Source organism: Blautia sp. XA-2221, from assembly GCF_028767025.1.
GTDB lineage: Bacteria > Bacillota > Clostridia > Lachnospirales > Lachnospiraceae > Blautia_A.
In genome coordinates, this window is the sequence record NZ_JAJQXX010000006.1 from 90,878 (window position 1) to 108,603 (window position 17,726).

The 17,726-nt window shown below is 41.9% G+C and carries 16 protein-coding genes; all 16 read left to right on the forward strand.

Annotated elements, in window-relative coordinates:
• Positions 1 to 35: 35 nt before the first annotated feature.
• The 16 genes from proB (at position 36) to LU279_RS07240 (ending at position 17,643) form a co-directional block, all read left to right on the forward strand.
• Complete coding sequence (proB, locus tag LU279_RS07165; RefSeq protein WP_274421872.1) at positions 36 to 890, forward strand: glutamate 5-kinase; 855 nt, start codon at positions 36 to 38, stop codon at positions 888 to 890.
• Positions 891 to 983: 93 nt separating this feature from the next.
• Entirely contained in the window at positions 984 to 1,205 is a 222-nt protein-coding gene (locus tag LU279_RS07170; protein ID WP_274421874.1) for a DUF896 domain-containing protein, read from the forward strand.
• Complete coding sequence (locus LU279_RS07175; protein ID WP_274421875.1) at positions 1,183 to 1,734, forward strand: 5-formyltetrahydrofolate cyclo-ligase; 552 nt, start codon at positions 1,183 to 1,185, stop codon at positions 1,732 to 1,734. Before LU279_RS07170 ends, LU279_RS07175 begins: the two co-directional genes overlap by 23 nt.
• An 18-nt stretch (positions 1,735 to 1,752) precedes the next feature.
• The gene (locus tag LU279_RS07180; RefSeq protein WP_274421877.1) at positions 1,753 to 3,003 is read left to right on the forward strand and encodes a glutamate-5-semialdehyde dehydrogenase; all 1,251 of its coding nucleotides are present in this window, start codon (positions 1,753 to 1,755) and stop codon (positions 3,001 to 3,003) included.
• 14 nt (positions 3,004 to 3,017) lie between these two features.
• Positions 3,018 to 5,525, forward strand: a complete 2,508-nt coding sequence (locus LU279_RS07185; protein WP_274421878.1) for a hypothetical protein — start codon at positions 3,018 to 3,020, stop codon at positions 5,523 to 5,525.
• Between the two features lie 106 nt (positions 5,526 to 5,631).
• Positions 5,632 to 6,534: a M14 family zinc carboxypeptidase gene (locus LU279_RS07190; protein WP_274421880.1), complete on the forward strand. Its 903-nt coding sequence runs from the start codon at positions 5,632 to 5,634 to the stop codon at positions 6,532 to 6,534.
• 161 nt (positions 6,535 to 6,695) lie between these two features.
• The gene (gene miaB / locus LU279_RS07195) at positions 6,696 to 8,120 is read left to right on the forward strand and encodes a tRNA (N6-isopentenyl adenosine(37)-C2)-methylthiotransferase MiaB (RefSeq protein ID WP_274421882.1); all 1,425 of its coding nucleotides are present in this window, start codon (positions 6,696 to 6,698) and stop codon (positions 8,118 to 8,120) included.
• A gap of 107 nt (positions 8,121 to 8,227) precedes the next feature.
• Complete coding sequence (locus LU279_RS07200) at positions 8,228 to 9,571, forward strand: MATE family efflux transporter (protein WP_274421945.1); 1,344 nt, start codon at positions 8,228 to 8,230, stop codon at positions 9,569 to 9,571.
• 212 nt (positions 9,572 to 9,783) lie between these two features.
• Complete coding sequence (locus LU279_RS07205; protein WP_274421883.1) at positions 9,784 to 9,948, forward strand: hypothetical protein; 165 nt, start codon at positions 9,784 to 9,786, stop codon at positions 9,946 to 9,948.
• A complete protein-coding gene (locus LU279_RS07210; protein WP_274421884.1) occupies positions 9,945 to 10,532 on the forward strand; it encodes an ABC transporter permease in 588 nt (195 codons plus the stop codon). Before LU279_RS07205 ends, LU279_RS07210 begins: the two co-directional genes overlap by 4 nt.
• Before the next feature lie 195 nt (positions 10,533 to 10,727).
• Positions 10,728 to 11,357, forward strand: a complete 630-nt coding sequence (locus LU279_RS07215) for a hypothetical protein (protein ID WP_274421885.1) — start codon at positions 10,728 to 10,730, stop codon at positions 11,355 to 11,357.
• A 4-nt stretch (positions 11,358 to 11,361) separates the two neighbouring features.
• Positions 11,362 to 11,730: a nuclear transport factor 2 family protein gene (locus tag LU279_RS07220; RefSeq protein WP_274421887.1), complete on the forward strand. Its 369-nt coding sequence runs from the start codon at positions 11,362 to 11,364 to the stop codon at positions 11,728 to 11,730.
• Between the two features lie 98 nt (positions 11,731 to 11,828).
• Positions 11,829 to 13,172 carry a M20/M25/M40 family metallo-hydrolase gene (locus tag LU279_RS07225; RefSeq protein WP_274421888.1) on the forward strand — a complete coding sequence of 448 codons (1,344 nt, stop codon included), beginning with the start codon at positions 11,829 to 11,831 and terminating at the stop codon, positions 13,170 to 13,172.
• 38 nt (positions 13,173 to 13,210) lie between these two features.
• On the forward strand, positions 13,211 to 14,467 hold the full coding sequence (locus LU279_RS07230) for a M28 family metallopeptidase (RefSeq protein WP_274421889.1): 1,257 nt from the start codon (positions 13,211 to 13,213) through the stop codon (positions 14,465 to 14,467).
• A 121-nt stretch (positions 14,468 to 14,588) separates the two neighbouring features.
• Positions 14,589 to 16,367: an aminopeptidase P family protein gene (locus LU279_RS07235; RefSeq protein WP_274421890.1), complete on the forward strand. Its 1,779-nt coding sequence runs from the start codon at positions 14,589 to 14,591 to the stop codon at positions 16,365 to 16,367.
• Between the two features lie 202 nt (positions 16,368 to 16,569).
• Entirely contained in the window at positions 16,570 to 17,643 is a 1,074-nt protein-coding gene (locus LU279_RS07240) for a helix-turn-helix domain-containing protein (RefSeq protein WP_274421892.1), read from the forward strand.
• Positions 17,644 to 17,726 lie beyond the last annotated feature (83 nt).

The following is a 17,726-nucleotide window of genomic DNA, read 5'->3' on the forward strand; positions in this document are numbered from 1 at the left end:
AAACAGACAAAACAGATTTGGAGAGACAGACAACAATGAATTACCGGGAATTATTAAAAGACAAAAAACGTGTTGTGATCAAAGTAGGTTCTTCCTCCCTGATCCACAAGGAAACAGGAAGACTTGATCTGCGCAAGCTGGAAGTGCTTGTTCGAGAGATCAGTGACCTTCACAATCAGGGAAAGGATGTGGTTCTTGTAACATCAGGCGCCGTTGCGGTGGGATCTGCCGCGCTGGGACTTAATGAACGTCCTGGAGAGCTGAAAGTAAAACAGGCGTGTTCCGCAGTAGGTCAGGCAAGACTTATGATGATCTATCAGAAACTTTTTGCCGAATATAATCAGATGGCAGCCCAGATCCTTATGACAAAGAATACTATGGTCAATAACCTGAACCGTATGCATGCCCGTAATACCTTTGAGGAACTGCTGACACTGAATACCATTCCTGTGGTCAATGAAAATGACTCTATTTCAAGCTTTGAACTGGAAGCACTGGATTCCTTTGGCGATAATGATACGCTTTCCGCAGTCATCGCAGCTCTGATCGGCGCGGATCTTCTGATCCTGCTTTCGGATATTGACGGTCTGTTTACAGATGATCCCAATACCAATCCGGATGCAAAATTTATCGATACAGTAGAAAAGTTGGATGAAAAGCTGAAAAGCATGGGAAAAGGACCGGGAAGCAAAGTGGGAACTGGAGGAATGGCAACAAAGCTTACGGCTGCAGAGATTGCAACAGCTGCAGGAGCCGATATGGTGATCGCCAACGGCGGAGATTTTCACGTGATACACAAGGTTATGGAAGGCCGTAATTACGGAACTTTATTTGTTGGAAATCAAAAAGAGGAATTTTATCTGATTGACTATATAGAAAAACTGCTGTAGTCGGAACCGACAACCCGTCTGCAATCGTAGGATAGACAACAGACCCTGGAGAGGGATTATAAATACTACTATTATATAATATGAGGAAAAAACATGGATAACATAAAAATCGACCGTATCAATACACTTGCCCATAAGGCAAAAAGCGTTGGTCTTACAGAAGAAGAAAAAAAGGAAAGAGATGCTCTCCGTAAAGAATATATTGCAACCATCCGCATGAATTTAAGAAGTCAGCTTGACAATATTGATATTAAAGAAAGCGATGGAAGCGTTACGAACTTAGGTGAAAAATATGGAAGAAAAGAAAGCCATTAGAAAACAGATTTTTGCAGAGAGAAAAGCACATTCTGATAAAGAAATACAGGAATGGAGCAAAAAGATCACAGAAAATATCGCAGCTCTTCCGGAATATCAGACTGCAGACAGAATTCTTATTTATGCAGATTACAATCATGAAGTAATGACAGGTTTTCTGATTGAAAAAGCCTGGAAAGACGGAAAAGAAATCGCTGTGCCAAAGGTGCAGGGAACTGATATGATTTTTTATAAACTCACAGATTTTGCACAGCTGGAACCGGGATACTATGGTATTCCGGAGCCGGTGTCAGGAGAGATTGTCCAGTGGGAGGATGCCCTGATGATCATGCCCGGCGTTGCCTTTGACAGACAGAACCACAGAGTTGGATATGGAGGCGGATTTTATGACCGGTATCTGGAAAAACATCCCCGGATAAAACGCGTGGCAGCAGCTTTTGAATTTCAGCTTCTTCCCCAGGTTCCAACAGAGCCTACCGATATTTCACCTGAGATTATTGTAACAGAAAAACAGTGCCTGAGAGGCTAAAATTCAGGAGGTCAGATTATGAAAGAAATGCTTGTTCAGCTTGGAAAACGTGCAAAGGATGCAGAAACTGCTCTCCGCACGATTTCTACAGATAAAAAAAATCAGGTGCTTGCCGCTGTGGCAGATCATCTGGTTGAAAGTTCAGAAACTCTTTTAAAAGCAAACGAAGAAGATGTAAAAAACGGAAAGGCAAATCATATGCCGGAAGGACTGGTGGACAGACTCCTTCTTACCAGAGAAAGAATTGAAGGAATGGCAGACGGACTTCGCCAGCTTGTAGATCTGGAAGATCCCATTGGGGAAGTTACCGGAATGAAAAAGCGTCCCAACGGACTTCTGATCGGACAGAAAAGAGTACCTCTTGGAGTGATCGGAATTATTTATGAAGCGCGTCCAAACGTAACTGCCGATGCTTTCGGACTTTGTTTCAAAACAGGAAATGTTGTGATCCTGAAAGGCGGAAGCGATGCGATTCATTCCAATCAGGCAATTGTCGCATGTATCCGTGAAACATTAAGGACTCAGGGCATCACAGAAGATGCCATACAGCTGATCGAGGATACTTCCAGAGAAACTGCTGCGGAATTTATGAAAATGAATGAATACGTGGATGTGCTGATCCCACGGGGCGGAAAAGGACTTATCCGGGCAGTGGTAAATCAGAGCACCATTCCGGTTATTGAGACAGGTACCGGAAATTGTCATATTTATGTAGACGAAACAGCTGACCTGGAAATGGCGGCAGATATTATCATAAATGCCAAAACTCAGAGAGTTGGAGTATGTAATGCCTGTGAATCTCTTCTTGTACATGACAGTATAAAAGAAGCGCTTCTTCCTGTACTTTCAGAAAAGCTTCGTGAAAAGCATGTGGAAATACGTGCGGATCAGAAAGCTCTGTCTCTGATGCCGGGCGCTGTTCCTGCTGATGAAGAGGACTGGGGAACGGAATATCTGGATTACATACTGTCTATTAAAATAGTGTATTCTGTAGAGGAAGCCATTGCGCATATCAATCGTTACAACACAGGCCATTCAGAGGCTATTATCACAAACAGCTATACACATGCACAGAAATTCCTGGACGAGGTAGACGCTGCTGCAGTTTACGTTAATGCTTCCACCAGATTTACAGATGGATGTGAATTTGGATATGGAGCGGAAATCGGCATCAGTACCCAGAAGCTTCACGCCAGAGGGCCTATGGGACTTCTTGCTCTGACAACTACTAAGTATATTATTTACGGAAATGGTCAGATACGTCCGTAAGATAGGAGGACTAAATGAGAAAAAAACAGGTATTTGCAATTCTTTTGGCTGGAGCCATGACTGCAGGAACTGTTCCTTCTGCTGCTCTGGCAGCAGAAAATGATATTCCCGCGGTTTCATCTGAGATAACGGAGGGTGAAAATTCCGGTGAGATTCCTCAGGAGGAAGGTCAGACACCACCGGTAGAGCCCACCCAGGCACCGGAAGCAACTCCGGAAGCGCCTATGGAAACTCCTGTAGAACCGACAGAGGCTCCGGCAGTTCCGGAGACGCCGGCAGAGCCTACCCAGGCGCCGGAAACAGAAACAACACCGGAGGCAACCCCTTCAGCAGCCCCTGAAACACTGGAGGCTGAAACAACTGGTATTTCTATTACTACCATAGGTGAAAATAATCAGGAAACCATAACTTACTATAAAACACTTCAGGAAGCAGTGGATGCTGTTCCAACCATAGAAAGCGGCGCTCAGGAACCTACTGTGATCGAGATCACAGACAGCCTGGTACTGTCAGAAACTGTTTCCGTTTCCGGAAAAAGAGTCAGTATTGTTGCAGCAGCTCCGGGAATCACCATTCGCAGAGAGCAGAAAGAGGATGGAACAGTATTTAACGGAAACATGTTTACAGTTTCCGGACAGAACAGTAAGCTTCAACTTTCTGCAAAAGACGGTTTCGACCTTACTGTAGACGGAAACAATGGAAAAGGTGTGGAAGAACCTTCAGAGGGAAGTTTGGCAGACGTCAGCGATTCCGGTTGTCTGGGGATTTCAGCAGGAGTTACCCTGACCGGAAATAATACTACTGCAAAAGGCGGAGCTGTTTCCAACAACGGTGGAAGTATTGTGCTGATGGGCGGCACAATTACCGGAAATACCGGAGCCGTAGGAGCCGTTTACAGTAATATGGATATTGCTGTACAGGGCACAGTTACCATAAAAGAGAATACCGGAGCAAACATTTATCTGGATCAGGATGCATCAGTTGTTGTGACAGATGTGCTGACAGGTTCTTCCATCTCTCTGACAGCAGCAGCTCCGGCTGATAAAAAAATTGTGGCAAAAGCAGGGACAAAGACCGACGAAACCAACGTTACTCCTGAAGAATTTAAGGCAGCGGCAGAACAGCTGGCTTATGATACACAGGATTACTCAGTTGTGTTGGGTGAGGACGGACTGAGCGCTGTATTGAAAAAAAAGGGGACTGAAACAGATGAATGTCCTGTAACGGATAGCAAAATAACTGGTCTTGAAAAACCATTAAAATTCTTTCCCAAAAAAGCATATTCATTTACAGTTATAGGTGCGGGACAGGATAATACAAATCCCACTGAAGGGGATGTAAGATGGCAGCCTTTATACTGGTCTTCAAAGGAAAAACCAAACGATAAAGAAAAACAAACATTTTGGAACATTTCATCTGAAAAGGGTATAAAAACTGCTGGAACACATAAAATATATGTTTTTTTTAAAAAACAAATTTATAGTAATTCTAAATGGACAGATACAGATACTATTGAATATGTAAAAACCTTTTTTCAATCTGCGAAAATTTCAGATGAAGAATGGAATAATTATGTGGATTTCTTAGGATATCAAAGTGATAGTGAAAAATGGCGTGATCACAATACAGTTAATGTAAAAGTATCCACTACAAGGGATTGTAAATGGTATTATTTTTTTGTAGATGAAGGAACAAGTAAAGAGGAAATTGAAAAGAAAATTGATGAAAGTAAAGCGACGAGAGTGGCAGATAAAAATACAACATTTGAAGTTGTAGCTAAAAATGTTCCTGAAAAAAATTCTTGGTTGATTGTTGCTGCAAAAGCGAAAGATAACGGATATATAGACTATTTGCAAATAAAACTGAATATGAAAAATCGGCCAGGGCAAGTCGTACCTACTGTAACTACCCGAGCACCGCGTAAATATAAAGTTACAGAGAGTAAGGTGACAGGACTTGAAAATCCGCTTAAGTTCTTCCCGAGAAAATTTTATGACTTCCAGGTGGTAGGCGCAGGTCAGAACGATACCAATCCGGTTTCCGGTGATGAACGATGGATTCCGCTGTATTGGTCCATGTCTGTGAACGGAACAAAAAACAAGTCATGGAGAATCGGCTCTCAGGAAAAGGGAATCCGGGAGGCAGCTACCTATCCTCTTTATATCTTTTTCCAGAAACAGACTTATAACGGCACCGAATGGACAAGTACAGATGTAGTCGAATATATGAAAACATCTTTCAGTTCAGCAGAAATTTCGGATGCCGAATGGAAAGATTATATTGACAATTATAACAAGGAACATCCGGATGACGGTCTGAACTATGACGGAACAGGCGGAGGCTCTGTTGCAGATATCAAAGCAACAGAAGCGGCTTCAGAAAAGGATTCCGGATCCACCTCCAAGTCGGCTGTTTCCACAGCAGATGAAGCTCCGGTTGGAACCATGTCAGTTCTGGCAGCTTTATCTTTGTTGGCAGGCGGATATGTGATTGTAAGGAAACGCAAAAAAGAAGAAATCTGACAGAACTTCTGTTGGTATCTGACAGAGTACGCCATAAAGAAGAGACAGGTCTAAAAGCCTGTCTCTTTTCATATATATTCAATATGAACAGCAGGGGGACAAGCAGATGACAGAAACAGAAATTTTTGCCTATGAAAGTTTATATTACGAACTATGGGAAACTGCCCGGAGATACCGAACAATTGCACAGTTCCGGGTAATCGGAAACAGTCATGACGAACGGATGATCCCAATGATCGAGGTTGGGCAGGGTGATCAGGTGATTTTTTGCGTCAGCGGACTGAATGGAACGGATCGACATATGCCGTCCTGTCTGCTCCGTATGGCAAAGGAATACTGTCGGGCATGGGAATGTGGATGGATACTGGAAGACCTTTATGATATGAAACAACTTCTTTCTGCATGGAAAATATGTTTTATTCCCCTTCTGAATCCTGACGGATATGAAATCTATGAAAAAGGATATACGGTGATAAGAAATCCTGTTTATCGGCAGATGCTTCGCATGCAGGAAACAATATGTACAGAGTATTTCTGTAATGCACGGGGAATGAACCTTCAGAAAAATTTTCCCACAAGCTATTACAGGAAAATGAGAATTTATCACGAACCGGCAAGCGAAAATGAAACAAAGGCTCTGGTGCGTATTTTGCAGGAATATCAGGGAAAAGGATTTTTCTCTTTCGGGCAGGCAGATAAACGGATCGTATATTTTCGGCAGCCTCAGTCCTTTGGAACAAATCAAAAAAGCTACCGACTGGCAAGACATTTTCAGAAACAGGCAGGCTTCTGTATGGAAAAATTTTCTCTGGAACAACAGAAAAAAGATCATGAGATACAGGGAGAGGGAACCCCGGAAAGATACTATGCGGAGCTTACCCATCAGCCCTCTTTTCGGATAGAACTTCCCTCCGGGCTGGGTGAAGAGGAACGTATTCTTTTTGAGAACAGATATAAACAGATTTATACGATTCCTCTGGAATATATTTTTTCTGTAGGTGAACTTTAAATAGCTTTCCAGTGGATTATATTTTGCTTTTTCAACATCGAATATACCGGGCGGATACTGACATATTTTTGCTATTTTAGAATAACTGTAAAAATTTTGACAGAATTATAAAATTCCTGTATCATAGAAAAATAAAAAAGAAACAAGGAGCAGATATATTTATGATAAAAGATACAGAAGCAAAAGAAATGCAGAATGAAACAGAACGCCAGCGTTCTTTTATCGAACTGGCCAGAGCTTTGACAGAACAGAAGATCCAGGCTATGGGGCGTCCTGTAACTTACTGTCTTACTACTTTTGGATGCCAGATGAACGAAAAACAGTCGGAAGCCGTAGCCGGAATCATGGACGAGATCGGCTATGTCCGTCAGGACAGTGAAGAAGCAGATGTTGTGATTTACAATACCTGTACAGTCCGTGAAAATGCCAACCTGAAGGTATACGGACGTCTGGGGCATCTTCACAGCCTGAAGGATCAGAATCCGGATATGAAGATCATTCTTTTTGGATGTATGATGCAGGAGCCTCAGGTAGTAGAAAAAATCAAAAAAACTTATTCTTTTGTAAATCTGGTATTTGGAACTCACAATATTTTTAAATTTGCAGAACTTTTTTATGATATGCTGTTATCAGATATGCAGATTGTAGATATCTGGGAGGGAACCGATCAGATTGTGGAGGATCTTCCTACAGAGCGAAACTATACGTTTAAATCCGGTGTAAATATCATGTTTGGCTGCAATAACTTCTGCAGCTACTGTATTGTGCCTTATGTAAGAGGAAGAGAGAGAAGCCGTAAACCAGAGGCCATTGTAAAGGAAGTGGAGCGCCTTGTGGCAGACGGAGTTTCCGAGGTAATGCTTCTGGGACAGAATGTAAATTCCTACGGAAAAACTCTGGAAAATCCGGTGACCTTTGCACAGCTTCTTACCATGCTGGAACAGGTGGAGGGACTGAAGAGAATCCGTTTTATGACCTCTCATCCAAAAGATCTTTCTGATGAACTGATTGAGGTTATGGCTAAAAGCAAAAAAATCTGTCATCACCTTCATCTTCCCCTTCAGTCCGGCAGCAGCCGTGTTCTGAAGGAAATGAACCGCCGCTATGACAAAGAAAAATATCTGAACCTGGTAGAAAAAATCCGTACTGCCATTCCGGATATTTCTCTTACAACGGATATTATTGTAGGTTTCCCGGGAGAGACGGAGGAAGACTTTCAGGAAACGCTGGATGTGGTAAAAAAGGCCGGATACGATACTGCCTTTACCTTTATTTATTCCAAGCGTACCGGTACTCCGGCAGCAGCCAAAGAGGATCAGGTTCCGGCAGATGTAACAAAGGATCGCTTTAACCGGCTTCTTGCCCTTGTACAGGAGCAGGGCAGAATCCGTTCTTCCCGCTTTGCAGGAAGCGTTCAGGAAGTTCTGGTAGAAGAGGAAAGCAAGGAAAAAGGAATCTTTACAGGAAGGACTCAGTACAATCTCCTGGTGCATTTCCCGGCAGATGAAAGCCTTCTGGGAACTTATGTGAATGTAAAACTTGAAGAGTGTAAAGGCTTTTATTATCTGGGAAGTCTGGCTGACTGAAGCGTTGTTTCCGACGGTCACAGACTGCTACAGGAACATGAAAAACATTTTATTTTAGACAGGGAAAAGAGGAGAGAAAATTGAAAAACAGCAAATACGAAATTGATATGTGCAATGGTTCGATCATGCCCAAGCTCATTTCATTTTCGATTCCGCTGATGTTGTCCGGCATTTTGCAGCTGATGTTTAATGCAGTGGACATTGTGGTTGTGGGAAGATACAGTGGCAGCCGTTCTCTGGCAGCTGTGGGATCTACCACAGCCCTGATCAATATTTTTACAAATCTGTTTATTGGCGTTTCTCTGGGCGCAAATGTGTTAAGCGCCCGGTTTTATGCTTCCGGAAAAGCAAAGGAAATGTCGGAAACAGTACATACTTCTATTATGTTTGCTCTGATCAGTGGCATTGCAATGGCGTTTGTGGGACTGGGCTGTTCCAGATTTGCTTTGGAGATAATGGGAACTCCGGCAGATGTCATTGATCAGTCAGCTCTTTATATGCGGATCTATTTTATCGGAATGCCGTTTTTTATGCTGTACAATTACGGGGCAGCTATTTTAAGATCTGTGGGAGATACCAAGAGGCCGCTTTTATTTCTGATCATTTCAGGAATCGTCAATGCTGTCCTGAATCTGATCCTGGTGATTCAGTTCCGCCTGGACGTAGCAGGAGTTGCCATTGCAACGATCATTGCTCAGATGATTTCCTGTATTCTGGTTTTAAGATGTCTGTATCGATCAGAGAGCAGTTATCAGCTTCGTTTTTCCAGGCTTACCATAAAATGGAAATATCTGAAGCAGATTTTTCAGGTAGGCATCCCGGCAGGGCTTCAAAGTACGGTTATCAATTTTTCCAATGCAATGCTGCAGTCTTCTGTAAATTCTTTTGGATCGGTTGCCATGGCAGGCTATACGGCTGCAAACAATATTTTCGGATTCCTTTATGCTGCAGTCAATTCGGTTACCCAGGCATGTATGAGCTTCACCAGTCAGAATTATGGAGTAGGAAAACTGAAACGAATGGATAAAGTTCTTGTAAACTGTATGATCCTTAGCGTAGGAGTTTCCTTTAGTCTGGGGTTTGGAGCCTGGTTTTTTGGCTCCGGTCTTCTCAGGATTTATACAAGCGAGGCAGATGTGATAGCCTGCGGACTGGAAATCCTGGCTTTTACCACAGTTCCCTATTTTCTGTGCGGCATTATGGATCTTTTTCCGGGAGCGCTGCGCGGAATGGGTTATTCTGCTGTACCTATGATCCTTTCTGTGATCGGAACAGTTGGAATGAGAATTATCTGGATCTATCTGGTATTTCCCACTCACAGATCCCTGGATTTTCTTTTTATTTCCTATCCGGCATCCTGGACACTTACCATTGTGCTTCAGGCAGTATGTTTCTTTTTTGTCAGAAAAAGAGTGCGAAAGACTGTGCTGGCAGGACAGTATACGGCCTGATCCGGTAATCGGCCTCGAAAGAGAACTGGGAATATTTTGGCAGTAACAATGCGGATTTTATTATTTTTCAAGACAGAGTATTTATCTGGTTCCAAGTCGGAAAAATACTCTGTCTTTTTCTGTAAATTTATGATAAAATCAAAAATAATCAAGGGAATGTGCAAAATTTATCTGCTGAAATATGTGACGGGCAGAATACAGGAGGTACTTTTATGAGAAATCCGTGGCCAATCTTCAGCATTGCAGCTTTTGCCGGAGCTGTGTGCCTGATCTATGATTACTTTTTTTCTTACAAGACCATGTGGATTGCTGTTGTGGCGAGCCTTGCGCTGCTGTTTCTGTGGCTGATCCGTCGTAGAAGGGAGGATGCCAAATGACGTATATTCTGCCGGTACTTTATGTAATCGTGTCTTATACATTCTTCCTTTTGGCCGGCTTTTTTGACAATGCGATCAAATTGCAGATTTTATCAATTCTTCTGCCATTTATCATGGGAATCGTTAATTTGATCGTTGTGTTGACCGTAGGGAGAACATGGTCGAGAAAGACATTGCTGAACTGCACTTTGATCATCAAGTATGGACTGATTCCGTTCTACCTGATTGGAGGGAGTATCACTGTATGTGTGACGGTGATGGCATTCTTCCCGTTGCCGCTGATGGTTTTGTTTGGAATGATAACGATTGTTTTTCTGATTTTTGGATACGGGATTTTATTAGGGGCAGCTCCCTACGCGATCGCTTATCTTATAAAGTCATGTAAAGACGGTGTACATCCAAAATGGCTGGTGGTTTTGGGTGGGATCTGCCAGTTTTTCTTTTTCTTTGATGTATTTGCAGTGATGATTCTGACGTTAAAAGAACGGCACAGGATCAAAACGACGATTGCAGTTTTTTGCGCAACGTGTCTTGCCCTCCTGCTGATTATACTCTATGTAGTTATGACACTGGTAGGAGCATAATCGACATTTATAACAAAAGTAACAAAATCGCAGAAAGGATTTATGTTTATAAAAACAATAGATTGTTTTTCTGACAGGATGCGTGTTGGTATATAGTATCATGACTGGCTGCGGTTCAAAACTTCAGACATCGGCTCCGCAATCTGGACAGCGCATTTATGGAAAACTTTCTACGTTGACAGGGAGAGAAATAAAATGATTAAAAGAATTTGGACATGGTGGAGAATTATTTCCGTTATAATTTTGCCAATGGTAATTTTTCTGTTTGCTGGCGGATTATTGCGTTCGCTTTCTTCTGATGACTTAGTTATAATTTTATTTTTTGTGGTGACATTGATATTTTTAATACATGTTTTTATGGCATGCGCTTTTCCAAAACGATTCGAATGCATGAGAATCGTGAAAAAATATTTGTCATTTAAAGAATTGAAAAGTTATATAAAAAAAGAGCAATTTAGCAAATTTGAATTTAAAGATAAATCGGATTCTTTTAGCCTTTACTATTCTGAAAACTGGCTTTTTGTTTCTGATGTATACATTCCCAGGAAAATGATTTTGGATATGGTTTCGTTTAAAAGAGAGTGGTATTCATCCTACGCAGATATAGGGATTGTTACAAAAAATGGTGATTATGTTACAATTGCAAAGGTAAACAGTGATATACAAAAAATAGCAGTTGATTCTTTGTTAAAGAATTTCCCTGAATTTAAGAATAGCGTAGAGGTTCTTAAAAACGTGCTCAGAAAATCTTTTTATAAAACGCTTAAAGCAGAATTTGAAAAAGAAGTAACAACTAAAAAAGACTTTATTACATATATAGGATAAAAATATGGATATAAAACAGTTTTGGAAATCTGTTCTTGCACAGGATGAGAGAGAAATCAGAAAATATTTTCATGAAGATGCCTGTGTGAATTGGCATTGTACAAACGAGCATTTTACTGTGGATGAATATATTATTGCAAATTGTGAGTACCCTGGAGAATGGGATGGAGTTGTTGAAAGAGTAGAAATTATGAACGATTTAATCGTTACAGTGGTTCTTATCTATCCTGAAGACAGGAGTGCTTCTTTTCATGTAACTTCGTTTATTCAAACAAAAGATGATAAAATTATAGAAATGGATGAATATTATGCGGATGATGGAACGGCGCCGCAATGGAGGCTGGACAAACATATAGGGACATCTATCAAATAATATTGGTTTATGAAAAGTGTTTATTCCGGCAGGTGGAATGGCGCCGTTGACCGGATATATTTTATGGAAAAAAGTAACTTTTGATAAGGAGGAGCATTATGAACGGTAAAACAAACGAGAGAGAATTGTTTTACGGGAAAAAACTTGGAAAAATGATCCGCTGTGAGACTATTTCCAGCAGCTTCCAGCAGGATCTCGGCAAATTTTACAGATTCCATGAAATATTGGAAGAGCTGTTTCCAAATATTCACAGGATTTGTGAAAAGTATGAATTCAATGGAAGTCTTCTTTTTAAGTGGAAAGGAAAAGGTCAGGGAGAACCCATTCTTTTTATGAGCCATCAGGATGTGGTGGAGGCTTCCGGAGTATGGAAGCATGATCCCTTTGGCGGAGAAATTGCAGACGGCGCTGTGTGGGGAAGAGGAACCGTAGACACAAAAGGCAGTCTGTTCTGTTTCCTTCAGGCAGTGGAAGAACTGATCGCAAAGGATTATGTTCCGGCGTGTGACGTCTATCTTGCAAGCAGCTGTACGGAGGAGATTGGCGGAGAAGGCGCGCCTCTTACAGTAAAATGGCTTCAGAATAACGGGGTGCATTTAAAGTTCCTTATGGATGAAGGCGGAATGATTAAAGAAGAGCCGATGAAAGGCGTAAAAGGCAGATTTGCCATGGTAGGATGTCTGGAAAAAGGATATGGCGACGTTCGCTTTACTGCAAAGGGAAACGGAGGGCATGCCAGTATTCCTCAAAAGCAGACGCCTCTTACCCGTCTGGCTGCTTTTATGATGGATATTGAAAACCACAATCCATTTACTTCAAAAATGAATCCTACGGTAGCGGAAATGTTCCGGCGAATGGCTCCCTATACAGAAGGAGCTCTGGGCAAGGTCATGAAATATGAAAGACAGCTGGAACCTCTTCTGGAAAAACTGCTTCCAAAGGTAAACCCTCTTGGGGCTGCAATGATTACCACAACCCTTAATTTTACCATGGCAAAAGGTTCTGACGGACTGAATGTAATCCCTCAGGAAGCTTCTGTAACAGGAAATATGCGTTTCATTCATCATCAGGGAGTGGAGGAAAGTCTTGCTCTGGTATCAAAGATTGCTGAAAAATACGGCATTGAAACAGAGCCGATCCTAATCCACCCGCCTTGCCCGGTGGTGGATTATAAAGGAAAGCCCTTCCGCCTTATTGAGCATGTGGTGAAAAAAATATATCCGGGCGTGATTGTTGCGCCATATGCCATGACAGGTGGCACGGACGCGAGATACTATACTCCGGTATGTGAAAACAGCATTCGTTTCGCCCCTCTGGAGATCAATGAGCAGCAGTATCAGAGCATTCATGGGATTGATGAAAATATCAGTCTTTCCGCACTTCCTCCTGCAGTTGATTTTTATAAGAGGATCGTGCGTCATATGGAAGGCTGGAAAGAATAAAATCTGAACTATAAAATAATTACAATGGAGAGAACATTATGAATAAAAACACAATCAGCGGACAGCGACAGATGGACTTTGTTTCAAAATTTAATTATATCAGAGAAGCCGGAACTCCCACAGAGGAAAAGGCAGCTTCTTTGATCCAGGAAGAGTTAAAAAGCTTTGGCATGGAAAGCCGTATAGGAGAATTTTCCTTTGATACCTGGGAGATCAGAAAGGCAGAGCTTGTCATTACGGAGCCTTATCATAAAACCTATCAGGTGACAGGATATCAGAGATGTGGAAGCACGGCAGAAGAAGGTATAGAAGCAGATTTTCTGTATGTGGAAAATGGAGATGATATCAGCCTTTCCCATGCAGCAGGAAAAATAGTTATGGTCAATGACATCGTGCGAAAAGATCTGTACCTTCGCCTTATAAAAGCAGGGGTCGCAGGTTTTGTAAGCATCAGTGGCTCTCCGGTAGATGAGGGAAAGGATCGCATTCCGAGAGCTGCCTCTATTCCCCAGAAGGTGTACGAATCCTTAAATGAAAAAGAACTGATCCAGGGAGTGGGAGTCCATTATCTTGACGCAGTGGAAATGGTAACAGAAGGAGCCAAAAGAGCCCGTCTTACTTTGCTTCAGGAGGAAGTAAAGCGTATTTCCCGAAATGTGGAGGCAAGGATCCAGGGAACAGACAGAGCAGAGGAAATTCTTACCCTTACCGCTCATTACGATTCTGTTCCGGAAGGCCCGGGAGCCTATGATAACATGGCAGGTGCAGCTATTATTATGGAAGTATGCCGTTATTTAAAGGAGCATAAACCGAGAAGAACTGTGGAATTTGTATGGTTTGGCGCTGAGGAAAAAGGACTTCTTGGAAGCCGCCATTATGTAAAGCTTCATGAGCAGGAGCTTGGAAAACATTGTTTTAATATGAACGTAGATCTGGCAGGCCAGCTTGTTGGCGGCAATGTAATCGGTGTGACGGCAGATCCGTCTGTCTGCGGTATGCTTACTTATCTTGCTCGTGAGACAGGTATTGGTATGACAACTAAAAACCAGATCTGGGGAAGCGACTCCAACACTTTTGCATGGAAGGGGATCCCTGCCATGACTTTAAACAGGGACGGCTTCGGAATGCACACTCATTATGATACGGTGGACTTACTTTCTGCCTGGTCCCTTCAGAGAAGCGCGCAGCTTCTGGCTCATATTGCAGAAAGCCTTTCTGATATTGATAGTATGCCATTCCCGCAGGAAATTCCTGATGAGTTTAAAAAACAGCTGGATGAATATTTTGGCGTGTAGGGTTTTAAATAACTGAAATCTGTGATAAACTTATCAGTACAAGGAATACTGAGCTTCTACGTTAATATTGTGCGTATTTTGTATTCTCTGTACCAGTATCAATACAAAGGAGATGTAGATAATGACAGTACAGGAACGGCTTGCAGCTCTTCGAAGTCTGATGAAAGAAAAAAATGTGGACGCTTATCTGGTTCCCACAGATGATTTTCATGGCTCTGAATATGTAGGCGATTATTTTAAATGCAGAAAATATATTACAGGATTTACCGGTTCTGCAGGAACCGCAGTGATCACCTCTGACATGGCAGGACTGTGGACGGACGGAAGATATTTTATCCAGGCAGCCCAGCAGCTTGAGGGAACCACTGTCACACTTTTTAAAATGGGAGAACCGGGGGTTCCTACCATACACGAATTTCTGAAGGATAAACTGACGGAAGGCATGTGTCTTGGATTTGACGGAAGATGTGTAAGCTCTGCGGAGGCAGAAGAACTGAAATCCCTTCTTGCAGACAAAAATATCCGTTTTTCCGTAGAAGAAGATCTGGTGGGAGAAATCTGGAAAGAACGCCCGGAGCTTTCCTGTGAGCCGGTTATGGAGCTTGAGGAAAAATGGGCAGGAAAGTCAAGAGCAGATAAATGTTCTCAGATCCGTGAAAAAATGGCAGAAAAAGGCGCAGATGCCTTTATCCTTACCTCTCTTGACGATATTGCGTGGCTTTTAAATATCCGCGGAAACGATATTCACTGCTGCCCGGTAGTTCTTTCCTATCTTGTAATGACACAGGATGAACTTCTTCTCTTTGCCAATGAGAAAGCTTTTGATACTACGGTAAAAATGTCTCTGGAAAAAGACGGTGTGGTCCTGAAACCTTATAATGATATTTATCAGTACGCAAAAACCATTCCGGAGAACAAAACGGTTCTTCTCTCCAGAAAAAACGTAAACAGCCGTCTGGTAAGCAGCCTTCCGGAAAGCGTAAAGATCATGGATGAAGAAAATCTTACTCTTTTTCCAAAAGCAGTCAAAAATCCGGTTGAAGTGGAAAATGAACGCATTGCCCATATCAAAGACGGTGTGGCTGTAACAAAGTTTATTTACTGGCTGAAAAAGAATGTAGGAAAAACAACGATCACAGAGCTCAGCGCAGCAGATCATTTATTTGCTTTGCGCAAAGAACAGGAAAACTTCCTGGACAACAGCTTTGACCCCATTGTTTCCTATGCAGGACATGCTGCAATCTGTCATTACAGCCCGTCACCGGAAACAGACATTCCTCTGGAGCCTCACGGACTGGCTCTCTGCGATACCGGCGGACACTATCTGGAAGGTTCTACCGATATTACAAGAACGGTTGTACTCGGCCCGGTAACGGAAAAAGAAAAGAAATATTTTACCCTTGTGTTAAAAGGTCATCTGAATCTCAGTGACGCAAAATTCCGTTACGGTTGCAGCGGTCAGAACCTGGACTATATTGCAAGAGAACCGCTCTGGAGACTTGGCGAGGACTATAACCATGGAACCGGACACGGTGTAGGGTATCTTCTGAATGTACATGAAGGACCAAACAGCTTCCGATGGAAATCCGGTACTGCTGTGCTGGAGGAGGGAATGATCACTTCCAATGAGCCGGGTTATTATGTGGAAAATGAATTCGGCATCCGCCATGAGAATCTCCTTGTGTGCCAAAAAGCCGAAAAGACCGCTTACGGTCAGTTCATGTGCTTTGAGAACCTGACCATGGTTCCGTTTGATCTTGAGGGAATCGAACCGGAACTTTTATCAGACCATGAAAAAGAGCTTTTAAACCGGTATCACGCAGAAGTTTATACAAAAATTTCTCCCTATCTGAATGATGAGGAAAAACAGTGGCTGAAAGAGGCAACAAGAGAAATCTGAGAACCGGAAAAGTATATTAACTGAATCAGTTTTTATTATCAGGGCATGTGCATGAAGCAGCAAGATTTTTGTATATTGCCCTGATGTTTTTATTTTGCAGAAAAGCAGCAAAAATTTTAAATGATGCAGGTTTTGTAACAAAAACAGTATACTGCAAATGGAATCAGGAAAAGATTTAGATATAGATTGAGGTAGATAAAACATGTTTGTATTTCCGTGGTATGCATTAAATGACGAAATAAAAATTCTGGAAAATCCGGAGAACGGAGAGAATCTGGAATTATCCAGAACGGATCATATGAGGTATATGAAAGTTCCGTTTATTATTAATGTCATGTCTAATGGACAGCATGAAGAAAAACAGGAGATCCGGTTTGGGGGTATTTCCAGTGGAAAAAAGTTTATGACCAAACAGGAAGGGGTCTGCCACATTGAAAACGGAAAAATCATTTTTCCGGATGAATGGGGAATTAAAATGCACCGGCACGATTATTATGAGCTGATGTATGTACTGGAAGGCTCGGTAGAACAGAAAATCGAAAACAGTTCCTATGTTTACCATAAGGGCGAGGGCTGTTTTATCAATCGCAATGCCAAACATCAGGAAATCTCCGGGAAGGATTTTTTTGTGGTATATCTGTGTCTTTCCAATGAATACGTACAGGAACTGTTGGATTATTCTCACAAGACAACTGGCAGCATTTATCGTTTTCTGGCATCCAGTATGAGCGGAAAATCTCCCTATAAAAAAGACTATCTTTATATTTCATGTACTTCAGAAGGAGAAAGTGTAAATAAAGCTTATAATCTGTTTGAAGAAATGACAAAAGAGCTGATCCAGCAGGAACCAGGCTATCTTCATATTTTCTGCGGACTGGTAGAGCGTTTGTTTGGGGTATTTCAGGATACAAAGCTTTATAAAATACGATATGTGACACTGGACTGTTCGGCAGAAGAGCAGCTTTTTGAAAAAATAAAACTGCTGATCGAAGAAAATCCCAGAAAATATTCCAGGCAGGAATTGTCTGAAAGACTGAACTACAGTGGCGATTATCTCAATAAAATCGTAAAAAAGTTTACAGGTCTTACGATTACCGGTTATTCTCAGAAAGTTTTGCTGAAAAAAGCAAAGCTTTTGCTGGAAGAGGGAGATACGAGCGTTTCTTCTGTGATGAAGCAGCTTGGCTTTCGTGGCTCCAGCCGTTTTTACGAAATGTTCAAGGAAGAATTCCATATGCTTCCCGGAGATTGTAAAAAAACATTTAAGAATGTCTGAAATGGATATAAAATCATACATCTTGTCGTGTTTAAGATAATGAATTGACCTTCTTTTTAGAGTATTATAATAAACATATGAAA